The 14,421-nt window shown below is 37.7% G+C and carries 7 protein-coding genes; all 7 read right to left on the bottom strand.

The features are described 5' to 3' along the window. Positions 1 to 76: 76 nt before the first annotated feature. Positions 77 to 796, bottom strand: coding sequence for a fimbria/pilus periplasmic chaperone (locus QV06_RS01665; RefSeq protein ID WP_065236656.1), 720 nt, complete (start codon positions 794 to 796; stop codon positions 77 to 79). Between the two features lie 109 nt (positions 797 to 905). Next, on the bottom strand, positions 906 to 1,436 hold the full coding sequence (locus QV06_RS01660; protein WP_065236655.1) for a fimbrial protein: 531 nt from the start codon (positions 1,434 to 1,436) through the stop codon (positions 906 to 908). A 307-nt stretch (positions 1,437 to 1,743) separates the two neighbouring features. Next, complete coding sequence (locus QV06_RS01655) at positions 1,744 to 4,251, bottom strand: glycogen/starch/alpha-glucan phosphorylase (RefSeq protein ID WP_065236654.1); 2,508 nt, start codon at positions 4,249 to 4,251, stop codon at positions 1,744 to 1,746. Positions 4,252 to 4,487: 236 nt separating this feature from the next. Next, a complete protein-coding gene (gene glgA / locus QV06_RS01650; protein WP_065236653.1) occupies positions 4,488 to 5,915 on the bottom strand; it encodes a glycogen synthase GlgA in 1,428 nt (475 codons plus the stop codon). 110 nt (positions 5,916 to 6,025) lie between these two features. Next, complete coding sequence (gene glgC / locus QV06_RS01645; RefSeq protein WP_065236652.1) at positions 6,026 to 7,345, bottom strand: glucose-1-phosphate adenylyltransferase; 1,320 nt, start codon at positions 7,343 to 7,345, stop codon at positions 6,026 to 6,028. 27 nt (positions 7,346 to 7,372) lie between these two features. Continuing rightward, positions 7,373 to 9,352 (bottom strand): glycogen debranching protein GlgX, encoded by a 1,980-nt coding sequence (gene glgX, locus QV06_RS01640; RefSeq protein WP_065236651.1) that lies wholly within the window; start codon positions 9,350 to 9,352, stop codon positions 7,373 to 7,375. A gap of 10 nt (positions 9,353 to 9,362) precedes the next feature. Further along, entirely contained in the window at positions 9,363 to 13,901 is a 4,539-nt protein-coding gene (gene glgB / locus QV06_RS12135; protein ID WP_082985014.1) for a 1,4-alpha-glucan branching protein GlgB, read from the bottom strand. Positions 13,902 to 14,421 lie beyond the last annotated feature (520 nt).

The raw sequence follows: 14,421 nt of genomic DNA, 5'->3' as shown, positions 1-14,421 counted from the left end.
ACTACCCTATAAATTGACTTTATCCAAATAACTTTCTTCTCTTATTTATTTTCTTTTTGTGATGATTTCTTAATATCTAATGCAGTAAATGACTTCCTTGTTGTAACCCACCATAGTCATTTACCACAACCCAATTCACTTCACCTTTATTTGCTATATTTCCTGATAACACATAACTCGCTGTTCCATACGGGGCTACCATATCGCTCTCTTTTGCATGAACCACTTTTCCACCTTGTTTCACACTAATTCGGTTATAGGTAATAAAGTAAGGGGTGGGGTTATGCACCTCTATCACACTTTTCCCTTGCTGTTGTTTCACCGACCACTGCACTTTGTCATATGCCTCATTTACTGACATACCTAATTGTTCTGGGCGGAAAAAGAGCTTAATCCGTGAACGCACAGCAATTTGTAGATAATTTTGGTTACCGTCTGGATTTGCTTTTGGCTTAGGTGGCACATCTAACACATTTAAATAAAACACCGATTCTCTATCTTGGGGTAAAGGCTCGCCCGTATAGGTAATACGTAAGGTTTGCCCTTTTTGTACATTCACCCGTGAAATCGGTGGCGTAATTAAGAATGGTATTTTAATCTGCTCTGGGGAGGCATTGGCATCACCATTATCTATCCAGGCTTGTACTAAAGAAGGGTGTTCGCCATTATTACTTAGTTGAACATTGACATTTTTTTGTGATGATGGATATATCACTCGTGTACCTGTAATCACTATGCTTGCTTGGCTTACAGATACCCATAATCCCATTAATAATATGATACTTTTCTTCCACATTTTGCTGACCTATTTGCTTGATTTTATAAGGGAGAAAAGTCCCCTTACATTGCGATAAAGAAATAAGGGCAGCTCAACTGCCCTTTATTCATCTGCTATCTTGAATAAATTATTGGTAAGCAATGGTATAATCAACGCTACCTGCTACAGCACCAGCTACTGCTGTTCCTTTAGCGTGATAGCGGGCAAAATAGCGTAATTTATTATTTGCACTTGTGATTGTTTGGTATTGAGAATTTTGGTTTGGTGCATTTTCTGCAAGGCTTAATGCGGTTGTACCATCTGAGTCTAAAAGCTCAATTTCAACAGTACCACCAGTTGTTGTATTAGTATTAATAACACGCCCTGAGGTAAAATCTACTTTACCTGGCGTTGGTTCAAAATAAGCTTTTGCTGATACATTATCACAACTATCTAATTGAATAGAAAATAATGTTAGACCTGCTGTCTTATTTGCTGCATCTAATGCTAATTTATTTACTGAAGGAAGCTGTACAGTAAGATTCTTACTATTTGTATGAACAGTACAAGTATTATCCTTTATTTCACCAGTAAAATTTACTGTGCCATCTTTCGCATTTGCCCCTTGAGAAACCGCTAATACTGCGCCCATTAATGTTGCTAATGCTAATTTCTTCATAATTAAAACTCCTTAACCCTGATAAAATTTAATTGAGAGAGATAGAGATTAGCAAAACTCTAGGGGGGGCAAGAATAAAGCCTGTAGACAAAAACTAAATGACTACATTTTACTCACAATTATAAAAAATAACCGAAAGATACCTTTTTCTGGTTATTTTGTATAATCTTTATCAATAAAATCAATAATAAATACTTATCTTTTTCTTGATATATTAATTAATTTTATCCTAATAGTCAGTTAATTATATTAGATAAAAAAGCAGTTCATTTGAACTGCTTTCCCATACATTTTAAAATAACACTAATTAGATTTTTTCTGGAAGTTCATCTTCAAAAACACAGTTCTCTGCTTCATAAACTTCTTTGTCATAACTTAATAGTGGTCCTACTTTCCAGATATTTTCCGCATAATCAATAATTGAGCGGTCTGAAGAGAAATAACCCATATTAGCGGTATTAATTAATGCTGATTTCGCCCACGCTTGTGGATTGCGATAATGTTGATCCACTTGTTTTTGGACTTCGACATAAGAACGGAAATCTGCCATCACTTGATAATAATCGCTGAACAGATTCAATTCATTTTGATAACGCATTGGTTCTTGTGGCGAGAAACGTCCTGTCGTAATTTGCTGCACAATTTCGTGTAGTTGTGGATCTTTTTCAAAGAATTCAAACGGTGAATACCCTCTTGCTCGCAATGCTTCCACTTGTTCTACAGTATTACCAAAAATGAATACATTTTCTTGGCCTACCATATTCAAGATTTCTACATTAGCACCATCTAATGTTCCTACTGTCAACGCACCGTTTAATGCAAATTTCATATTACTGGTTCCTGATGCTTCGGTTCCTGCTAATGAAATTTGTTCAGAAAGATCTGCTGCCGGAATAATAATTTGTGCCAAACTTACACCATAGTTAGGAATAAACACCACTTTAATTAAATCACGTACTCGACCATCATTATTGATAACTTGAGCAACATCGTTGATTAAATTAATAATTTTCTTCGCTGTATGATAAGCACTTGCTGCTTTTCCGGCGAAAATAAATACTCTTGGTGTCCAATCTGCATCTGGATTTTGTAGAATTTGGTTATAACGATAAATGATGTGTAATACATTCAATAATTGACGTTTATATTCGTGAATACGTTTCACTTGTACGTCAAATAAGGCATGTGGATTAACCTCAATCCCAAGATGGCTCTTAATGTAATCAGCTAAACGCTGTTTATTTTCAAATTTCACGCGTTGGAAATCTTGTAAGAAACTTTGATCATCGGCAAATTGATTCAATTTGCTTAACTCTTCAAGATCCTTACGCCATGCCTTACCAATACGACTATCAATTAATGATGATAATCCCGGATTCGCAATCGCCAACCAACGACGAGGCGTTACCCCATTAGTAACATTGGTAAAACGATCTGGATAAATTTTAGCAAAATCAGCAAAAATTGATTTCACCATTAAGTCAGAGTGGATTTTCGCCACGCCATTGATCTTATATGAACCGATCACCGCTAACCAAGCCATCCGCACACGGCGTCCATTATCTTCATCAATAATAGACACACGGCGAATCACATCCTCACCATAACCTTTCGCACGAAGATCATTTAAGAAGTATTCATTAATTTCTAAGATAATTTGTAAATGGCGAGGTAAGATTGTACCTAACATCTCGATTGGCCAAGTTTCTAATGCTTCGCTCATCAAAGTATGGTTGGTATAAGAGAAGATCTTACAGCACATTTCCCACGCTTGAATCCATTCGTAGCCATGTTCATCAATTAATAGACGCATTAATTCAGGAATGGCTAATACTGGGTGAGTATCATTTAAGTGGATTGCCACTTTATCGGCTAAATTATCTAAATTATCAAAAATATCGAGATGACGACGTAAAATATCTTGTACTGACGCAGATGTTAAGAAATGCTCTTGACGTAAACGTAATTCACGGCCTGCAGTTGTTGAGTCATCTGGATATAGAACACGAGAAACGTTTTCTGAGAAATTTTGTTTCTCCATCGCAGCAAAATAGTCACCACGGTTAAAATCATTAAGACTAAAGGCATCACTGGATTGAGCTGACCATAAACGAAGTGTGTTAGCAATGTCATTGTCATAACCAGGGATTAATTGGTCATAACCTAATGCCACCACTTCATCAGACGGTTTCCAGATACATTTATTGTTTTCGTAATAAATTTGTCCACCAAAACGAATTGGAATTTTTTTACTTGGACGGTTATATTCCCATGCAATATTTTGTGCTAACCAGCCATCTGGTTTTTCGACTTGACGACCGTTTTCAATTTCTTGTTTAAACATACCGTAGTCATAGCGAATACCATAACCCGTTGCAGGAATACGAAGGGTCGCTAAACTATCTAAGAAACAAGCTGCTAAGCGGCCTAAACCACCATTTCCTAAACCCGGATCTTCTTCTTGGTTTAGAATTGCATCAAAATCTAAGCCTAATTCAGTAAAGGCTTGTTTCATTGCTTCATAGACATTTTCCGCAATCAGTGCGTTACTGAAAGCACGCCCCATTAAGAATTCCATAGAAAGATAATAGACACGACGTGATTTTTCATGTTTGATCGCACGGCGAGTATGTAAACGAGATTGTGCACTTAAATCACGTACTGTATAAAGCGCTGCATTTAACCAATTAGTTAATTTTGCTTCTGAGGGTTCGCAGCATAGATTGTAAATCAATTTTGAAACGATAGTTGCTTTGAGGGATTCAACATCTCTGGCTGGAGCATTATAGGTAAATTTAATTTTATTTGATGGCATTGTGATCTCCAATAGGAAAATGGCAAGTTTTGCGGCGGGTATCCTATGTTATTTTGTTGATTTTTTCAATGAAAAATGAATGTTATTTAAACGAAAATTGTATAAATATTCATTATTTAAAATAAATTAGAAGTTTTTCTCCAGTTATAACCTACTGATTTTAATTACTATTTTTATAAAAGAAATAGCGTGTATAAAATCACTTATACACACTATTATGCGCAATAATGGTTAAATTATTTGCTATATAAGGCAAGATAACTTTTTGCAGCTTTTTGCCAACTAAAATCTTGTTGCATTGCTGTCGATCTAATTAGGTTCCATTGACGAGGTTTTGCCCAAACTTCTAACATCTTATCTACGGCATACAAGAAGCCATTGACATCTGCGTGTAAAAAGACAAAACCAGTTGCCGTTTTCTCTTTTTGGGTTTCTGGCGTAGTATCAACCACAGTATCTGCCAAACCGCCAGTTGAACGCACTAATGGTAAAGTTCCATATTTCAAACCATATAATTGCGTCAAACCACAAGGTTCAAAACGACTAGGGACTAAAATCACATCACCACCTGCTACCATACGGTGTGATAACGCTTCGTTATAGGCAATTTTAACACCAATTTGTTGTGGATAAGTTGCTGCAAGATAACGTAAGCTCTCTTCAAGATGTGGAGCGCCTGATCCTAATACTGCTAATTGAATTCCTTTTCTGACCATAGCTTCTGCTGCGGCAACGACTAAATCTGCTCCTTTTTGTTCCACTAATCGAGTAACCATCACTAATAGTGGTGCATCCGGATTCTGTGCTAAACCAAATTCTGCTTGTAAATCCTCTTTATCTTTTTTCTTGCCTTGCATCTTACCTACTTTATAAGTTTTGGCGATATTGGTATCTGTGGCAGGATTCCAAACTTGATCATCAACACCATTTAAAATACCGTGTAAACGTTGTTGCGCTGCACGTGTTTGGAGTAAGCCATCAAATCCATAAGCCATACTTGGATCGGTAATTTCTCGGGCATAAGTTGGGCTTACTGCGGTAATTTCATCTGCATAATAAAGCCCTGCTTTCAGATAAGAAATTTGACCATAAAACTCTAAGCCGTCAACGTGGAAAAAATGATGTGGTAACTGCAATTCCGCCATATGACGCGCATCAAAGCAACCAGCATACGCTAAATTGTGAATAGTAAAGATTTTTTTGACAGGAAGATTCCAAGCAACTGCATAAGCACCAGCCAGACCAGCTTGCCAATCATGCATATGTAATACATCAGCTATCCCCCACCAAGTATCAGCGCCTGCAGCTAATGCTGCGCCTGTCCAGCCAAGGATCGCAAAACGTAAATAGTTGTCTGCATAATCTTGATAATATTCGTTATGGTAAGGATTGCCGTTACGATTGAATAAATGAGGTGCATTAATCAAGTAAATGCCAATACCTTGATATTCAGCATGACGAATTTCGATATGACCAGCAAACGTAAAAAGATGCAGTGAATGTTCATGTTGCAATTTTTCAGCAACTGCGGGATACATAGGCAGCACGACGCGAACATCCATTCCTTCTGCTTTTTGGGCAAAAGGTAATGCCCCCATAACATCTGCCAGTCCGCCTGTTTTGATGAGTGGATAAAGTTCCGAACAGATATGAAGTACTTTCATTATTAATTAAGATCCTTAACTTTCTTTGTGATGAAATATCCACTTTTCCGTGTTTAATCCTCTCGAAAAAGTGGACATTATTGATGATAATTATGGTAGAAAAAGAGCAACTATTCCGCTGCTGACGCTTCTTCTACTTGTTGTTTTGCCAATAATTTTTCTAACATTGGTTCAGTAACTAATACAATATTACCTTGGCTACTAATTCTAAAGCGTTGACGATCAACGTCTAAATCCACCCCAATTTGCATACCATCTGGAATACGGCAATTACGATCAATAATACAACGGCGTAATACACAGTTTTTACCAATTTTCACTTGAGGCAGAATTACCGCATATTCTATTTTTGACCCTTCCTCAACACGCACATGATCAAAGAGTACAGAATTACTAATTTCAGCATCAATGATCACACCACTACCACCAATTAATGAGTTATCAATAGTTTGTTTATGTGGATGTTTATAGAAGAATTTTGTTGGTAATGTTTGTTTTGGCACAGTACGGATTGGCCAATTTTTATCAAACATATTTAATTGTGGTTTTTCGCTGACAAGATCAATATTCGCTGACCAATAGCTTTCTAATGTTCCCACATCACGCCAATAGATAAGCCCTTGTGTATTTCTACCTTTACTTGAACGTTCAAATGGGTGGGCATAGAGTAATCCTTCCGCTACCATCGCAGGAATAATATCTTTTCCAAAATCATGAGAGGTATCTTCACAACTTGCTTCTCTTTCTAAAATTTCATACAGATAATCTGCATCAAATACATAAATTCCCATTGATGCTAAAGATGAATTTGGTTTGTCTGGTATTGTTGGTGGATCGGCTGGTTTTTCAACAAATGCTTCCACTTTGAGTTTATCGTTCACTGCCATAACACCAAAAGCTTTCGCGTCTTCTTTTGGCACTTCAATACAACCCACAGTAGCTTTACCACCAAATTCAATATGATCTTCGATCATACGCATATAGTCCATTTTATAAATATGGTCACCAGCAAGAATCAATACATATTTAGGACGGTAATGCTCTTTCATAATTGGTACGTTTTGCCATACCGCATCCGCAGTACCACGATACCAAGTAGAATCATTTAATTGTTGGCGCGCTGGGAGCATATCCACAAAATGACCACGTTCACGTGGCAAGAAAGACCATCCATGTTGTAAATGACGTAATAATGAATGGGCTTCATATTGGGTAATCACCCCAATTTTTAATAATCCTGAATTTAAACAGTTTGATAAAGCAAAATCGATAATACGATGTGCACCACCAAAATAGACTGCTGGTTTAGCACGACGATCCGTCATTTCATGTAAACGAGAACCTCTACCACCTGCTAAGATAAGTACCAACGTATCATTTGCGATACTTTCCCGAGTTGGAATAGATTTAGTTGTGGTTGCTGCGCTCATAATATTCTCCTGTGATGTTATATATTGTTAAGGCAGTGACTGCGTTAAGATTACGATACCGAGTTGTGCAACAATCGCCATTGATTGTTGTAGCTCAAGCCCTTCGCCAAACCGTTTCACCCATCTTCCCGTAGGTAATTGGAAAGATTGCGCTGCACGATTAGCATTAAAAAGTACAAGATACTTTCCCTGTAATAACAACATTAGACTGCGTCCTTGATGCCAGTCTTGCGTCTGCATTGGGTGACCATCTGCACGAAACCATTGTGCATTTTCCATATTCCACCAGTCATCATAAATCCCAACTGACGCCATCTCTTTGCGTAAGGTAATAAGCCCTGCTACATACTGTTGCAATGAATGATCAGCATCTTGCCAATTCAGCCAGGTCAATTCATTATCTTGGCAATAGCAATTATTATTGCCTTGTTGGCTGTGACCGATTTCATCACCCGCCAATAACATTGGTGTTCCTAAAGCCAATAATTGTGTTGCTAACAATGCTTTTTTACTTATCAAGCGTTGTCGCTTAATTTCAGGATCATTGGTCGCGCCTTCTTCACCATGATTAAACGAAAAATTATGATTGTCACCATCACGGTTATTTTCACCATTATTATGATTATGCTTTTGGTTATAACTCACTAAATCCTGTAAATTAAATCCATCGTGTGCAGTGATAAAATTAATTGAGCTGCGTGCTGATCTGCCTTTGAATTGAAATAAATCAGCACTACCTGCAAAACGTAACGCTAAAGCCCCCAATTCTTGGCTATCATTCAACCAAAATTGACGCATATCACTGCGAAAACGATCATTCCACTCACTAAAAAAGTGAGGAAATCCACTTAATTGATAACCACTTTCGCCAATATCCCAGGGTTCTGCAATCATTTTGCAAGGCGCAAGAACAGGATCTTGTGCCATCGCTGCAAAAAGAGGTGAATGTTGCTTGAATTCTGGTGTCCTTCCCAATAACGGTGCTAGATCAAAACGGAAACCGTCAATATGAAACTCTTCCACCCAATAACGCAAACAATCCATTACCCATTGTAATACCCGTGGTTCAGAAAGATTTAAACTGTTACCACATCCTGTCCAATTTAAATAATGTTGATGTTGGTCATGCCAATAATAGAGTTGGTTATCAATCCCTCTTTGGCAAAGCGTTGGCCCAGCTAAATCATTTTCCGCAGTATGGTTAAATACAACATCTAAAATCACTTCAATGCCGGCACGATGTAACCGCTTTACCAAAGATTTCAATTCCAATAATACCTCGTTTAAGGTAGAAAATCTTTGATCTGGTGCACAATGTGCTAAAACATTGTAGCCCCAATAATTCTTTTTCCCCATTTGTTGTAAGCGAGGTTCATCTAAATGCAACGTTATTGGCAATAACTCCACTGCTGTTACGCCTAAACTTTGCAAATAAGCTACATTTACCTCTTCTGCCAATCCAGCAAATGTCCCTCTTACTTTTTCTGGAATCTGAGGGTTTAATTGAGAAAATCCTTTTATATGAAGCTCATAGAGAATAGTTTTCGACCAAGGTGTACGTAACGGCTTATCCCCTTCCCAATCAAATGTAGCATCTACAATCACACTTTTTGGTGCTAAATACCCATTATCTTGGAAGTTATGCCATAAAAACAGAGCAACTTGCTGTTCACTGCTTAAATTGGGTAGATCCACTACTAAACGACTATAAGGATCAATTAATAATTTCGTCACGTTGTAACAATTAGGTTGTTCTTTACCACCATCAACCCGAAAACCATATTTTTGTCCCACACCAACGCCGGTGACAAACAGGGTAAAACAATCATGATGACGATACATGGCATAACGCTGTTCTTGACCAGCTTCATCAAATAAACAGAGCCAAACATCCGTTGCATGAGGTGCAGCAAGAACAAAATTAACACCTTTATATCCTTGATATTCCGTAATGCAATATCCCATCGGATATTCGTAACCAATAAATGTTTCCCGTGTTAGCGTCATCTAAACATCCCTATTCTTTTTTGGTCGCTTTTTTCGTTGTTGTCCGTTTTTTAGCAGTTGCTGTTGTTGTCTTCGCTTTTGGCGATTTACTTACCTTTTTCGCACTTGCAGCTGTTGTTTTTTTAGTTGCTTTTTTTACTGTTTTTGCTTCTACTTCTGGTTCACTCCTGGCAAGATCGTCCTCTTCATCAGGAATTTCATTTTCTAGTACAAAATAAACTGCACCAAGTGGTGGAACTTGTACACTTAAAGAATGTTTCTTGTTATGGCTCGCAATTTTTTCACTCCAAATACCACCTGAATTATGCACACCACTACCTTTATAGCTTGGATCATCTGAGTTTAAAATCTCACGATAAAATCCTGCCTTATTCACACCAAAACGATAATTATGACGAACCTCTGGAGTAAAGTTACATACCACAACAATGGTTTCACCACTCTTCGCATAACGAGCAAATACCAAAACAGATTGATCAGCATCATCCACCACTAACCATTCAAACCCATTTGGATGTTGATCTTGTTGCCATAATGCAGGATAACGTTGATAAATATGGTTTAAATCCCTCACCCAACTTTGTACACCATTATGCCAACCGCCATGTTCTTCATTTAATAAGAACCAATCCAAACTTTCTTGGTAATTCCATTCTCTACCTTGAGCAAATTCATTTCCCATAAACAATAATTTTTTACCCGGGAAGCCCCACATATAACCGTAATAAGCGCGTAAATTTGCAAATTTTTGCCAGCAATCTCCTGGCATTTTGGTTAGTAATGAACCTTTTCCATGTACTACTTCATCATGCGATAACGGCAAAACAAAATTCTCACTATATTGGTACATCATGCCAAAGGTAAGTAAGTTGTGATGATACTTACGATAAATCGGATCGAGTTTCATATAACGTAACGTATCATTCATCCACCCCATATTCCATTTAAATTGGAATCCTAATCCGCCTTGTTCCGTTGCATGACTAACACCAGTGAAAGAAGTACTTTCTTCTGCGACTGACAACACTCCGCGTTGTTCATTTTGTAGTAACGCATTAGTACGTTGTAAGAAATTAATTGCCTCTAAATTTTCTCGACCACCATATTGATTCGGAATCCATTCGCCATCTGAACGGCTATAATCACGATAAATCATTGAAGCCACTGCATCGACACGTAAACCATCAAATCCGTAGCGTTCTACCCAATATAAGGCATTACCTGTTAAATAATTACGTACCTCATTCCGTCCAAAGTTATAAATTAAAGTGTTCCAATCTTGATGATAACCTTCTCGAGGGTCAGCGTGTTCATACAATGCCGTACCATCAAATTTACTCAACCCATATTCATCTGTTGGGAAATGCCCTACTACCCAATCTAACAATACATAAATACCCGCTTGGTGCGCTTTTTCGAGGAAATAACATAATCCTTTTGCATCACCAAAACGACGAGTTGGTGCATACAGTCCTAAAGGTTGATATCCCCAAGAACCATCAAATGGGAACTCCGATAATGGCAATAATTCAATATGGGTGAATCCCATCTCTTTTACATAACTAATTAATTCATCTGCCACTTCTTCATAGCTCAACCAGTAATTGTTAGCTAAATTACGACGCCATGATCCTAAATGCACTTCATAAATGCTAATTGGCGCATCTACCGCATTTGCTTTCGCATGTTCTGGATTATACGGTTGTTTTGGTGGCAATTTTGTGACAACAGAAGCAGTTTCTGGGCGAAGTTGTGTACCAAAGGCATAGGGGTCTGATTTCAAACGTACTACCCCATTTGCATCGAGAATTTCAAATTTATATAAACTTCCCTCATTAATATGTGGGATAAAAATTTCCCAAATGCCACTTTCACGATGGAAGCGCATCACATGACGACGTCCATCCCATTGGTTGAAATCACCAACCACAGAAACCCGCCGTGCATTTGGTGCCCAAACACTAAAATTTACTCCTGGGATATAGCTATTCTCAGTTAAATGTGCCCCCAATGCTTCATAAGGACGTTGATGTGTTCCCTCTTTCAATAGCCAATTATCTAACTCAAATAAACAAGATGGGAATCGATAAGGATCTTCTTGATAAATTGCTTCTGGACTATTTTCATAATCAATTTTGAACAAGTAATGTAAATCTGCTGTAGCACGAGGTAATAAAGCAATAAAAAATCCACGTTCATCAACTAACTGCATTTCTGCTAAACAGTGATTCTTTTGCCGATTATAAATAGCAACCTGTTTTGCATTTGGTAATAAAGCACGAATAACAAGTCCTTGCTCTGTTAAATGTGCACCTAAGAAAGAGAACGGATCGCTATGTACGGCATTAAATAACTGATCGATTTGTTTATAATCGACGGTAATCATATTTTCCCCTAATAGAATAAGTTTAAGATAGTCTTGATAACACTCTGCGATTGCATTGACATCAAGGTTTTGACGGGCTGAAATAATTTGTCGATAAGATTGATGCAGTTTCTGACACACGTCGTGATCAAGTAATGAAACAGGTAAGCGATAACGCCAATTTGGATAAGCTCTGGCAATCCCCGGAATATTAAATGAAGATTCAATACTTAATAAATTTTCTGGTTGAATGACAAATAACTGACTACGACTTACTGCTCCTAATTGATGAATTGCAATGATTAATTCCTCTGTAAGCTGTAAATCTTGTGGTAATGACGCTAATAATTTCGCTTGTTTTAATGTTTGTACAAAACGCAATTTGTCGTCTGTACGTTGTTGTAAAGCACGTTGGTATTGAGCCTCTTGTAACACCCCTAATTGATACATTGTTGCTAAATCAGTTGCTTTCCAAAATCCTTGTAATGGCGCAACATCATGGGTACTCACTACCGCAATCGCATTCTTTTTATAATGTTCCGGTAATAAATAACCATCATAGGTCTTATTGAAATACATGACTGCATAAGAATAGATACCATAACGATCTAACCACTCTCTCACTTCTGGCGGAACAATGCCTAAATCCTCACCAATAATTACGCATTGAGAACGTTGACTTTCAATCGCTAAAATCGCAATTAATTCTGCAATCGGATAATAAACATAAGCACCTTGTGCTGCATTAGCACCTTGCGTAATCCACCATAAACGATATAACGCCATCACGTGGTCAATCCGCAATACACCATAATTTTGCATATTGGCACGCCACAATTTGATTAATGTTTCATACCCTTCTGCACGTAAATATTGTGGATATAGCGGTGGAAGCTGCCAATTTTGTCCAGCCGGTCCCAATTCATCAGGAGGAGCTCCCACAGAGGCTTTCATACAAAATACTGCTCGGTGACACCACGTATCTGAACCACCTCGTGCCACACCAACAGCTAAATCGCCATAAAGCCCTAATTTCACGCCAACTTGTGCACAAATATGTTGTACCGCCTCTAATTGATCTCGCATCAACCATTGCAGCCACATATAAAACTCAATTTGTTTGCTATGTTGTTTAGCAAATTGCTGAACAGCTTCACTATTAGGATTTTGATACTCAAGTTCCCATGCTAACCAACCAGCTAAATCTTCTTCATCTTCGTTATCATGAGCAAAAGTGCGATCTAATACTTCAAATAATCCATGTAAATATAGTGGTTCACCCTGTTCAGCAACAAATTTAGCAAAGGCTTTACGTCGATAGGCTAATCGTCCTGCTTTCTTAAATACTTGATAAGCTATACGTAAACCATCAAGCTTTAATTGCCAGACTTGTGAATAATCCACCCAACCAGTATCCCGCACTTGCTGCAATAATTTTTCTACTTCTGGTGATTGTCGCCATGCCAATGCTGTAGACTCTTCCATTTCCGGCAATAAATCTACGGCTAAATAGATTGGATTTAACCAACGACGTGATGATGGGCTATACGGACTTGCCCACTCTGGATGGGCTGGAAATAATGAATGTAACGGATTGATTCCAATAAAATCAATTCCATCTCGAGCATACTCCGTGGCAATTTGTTGTAAATCACCAAGATCGCCAATTCCCCAATTCCGCTGTGAACGTAAACTATATAATTGTAAATTTAAGCCACTAACTTTTTGTTCACCACTCAAGCAAGGTGCTTGATAAGTTTTAGCTGGCGCGACCAATAACCGATATTTAGCATAATTGGTAATTAACTGATAATAGCCCATCGGTAATGGCATAAATTCTAGATACTGCTCTGTTTCAATACGCCAACTATTTTCAATAATTTGTTGTTGTTCATTGAGAAGTTGTTGTGGATATTCATCTTCTTGGAAATTTAGCTGTTGCCATATTAACCGAGAAACATTTTCTGCTTGTAATACAAAAACATTATTGAAAAGTGATGTTGAAGTTTGAGGATTAAGGCTAAGCCAGTTGATTAATGTTTGTAATACAACATCATCAACCTGAATTTTTTCCCCCTCTAAACTATAATAAAAAGGGGCAATACCTAGTGCTTCTGCTTGTCTCTCTAATTGAGATCTTTCGGACAACTGTCCATGCTGAGGGGAGTTCACTATCGAATCCATGAGATTCTCCACAATAAGTACAACAATCTCGTTAACCACAAGTAGGAGAGCCTTGCCAATCGTTTGCGGAACATCTCTTTCCTACTTAACGAATACTCTATTTATACTCTTTTTTTAGTAGAAAACCTATCACAAGATAGTGAAGATATGATCTCCTCCACAATATTTTTTATTTTTTGTAACAACTCATTAATTTCTTAATAAGGTTTGCTGTAATACGCAGTAAAATTTTTTGCTTTCACTGAATAATTTCATTATTTCAGTTTGATGACAAAGCCTATTTAATATTTTTAGATATTTTTGCTTAATTAGCATTTAGGTTTCGCCCTAAAGGGCGACTTCATTTTATTCGCAAGCAAGCTTGCTCACCCTAACGGGCCGTTGCAAACAACGTTCAAAATGCTATCGCTTTTTGTCATTGTTTAGGCAAAGAAAACGAAGCAAAAGAAAGCCTACCCTCACACACTTGCTGATCCTCACTCCAATAAGATTTTCCGGGTGGCAAAAAACAGAGATTTTT

Source organism: Gallibacterium genomosp. 3, assembly GCF_001678475.1.
Taxonomy (GTDB): Bacteria; Pseudomonadota; Gammaproteobacteria; order Enterobacterales; family Pasteurellaceae; genus Gallibacterium; species Gallibacterium faecale.
Note: the sequence above shows the minus strand (reverse complement) of the source record. Positions and strands in the feature narration are given on the sequence as shown.

What these genes read in the sequence shown, in the direction of transcription:
- QV06_RS01665 (WP_065236656.1), bottom strand. Translation starts at nt 796, where the DNA reads ATGTGGAAGAAAAGTATCATATTATTAATGGGATTATGGGTATCTGTA.
- QV06_RS01660 (WP_065236655.1), bottom strand. Translation starts at nt 1,436, where the DNA reads ATGAAGAAATTAGCATTAGCAACATTAATGGGCGCAGTATTAGCGGTT.
- QV06_RS01655 (WP_065236654.1), bottom strand. Translation starts at nt 4,251, where the DNA reads ATGCCATCAAATAAAATTAAATTTACCTATAATGCTCCAGCCAGAGAT.
- glgA (WP_065236653.1), bottom strand. Translation starts at nt 5,915, where the DNA reads ATGAAAGTACTTCATATCTGTTCGGAACTTTATCCACTCATCAAAACA.
- glgC (WP_065236652.1), bottom strand. Translation starts at nt 7,345, where the DNA reads ATGAGCGCAGCAACCACAACTAAATCTATTCCAACTCGGGAAAGTATC.
- glgX (WP_065236651.1), bottom strand. Translation starts at nt 9,352, where the DNA reads ATGACGCTAACACGGGAAACATTTATTGGTTACGAATATCCGATGGGA.
- glgB (WP_082985014.1), bottom strand. Translation starts at nt 13,901, where the DNA reads ATGGATTCGATAGTGAACTCCCCTCAGCATGGACAGTTGTCCGAAAGA.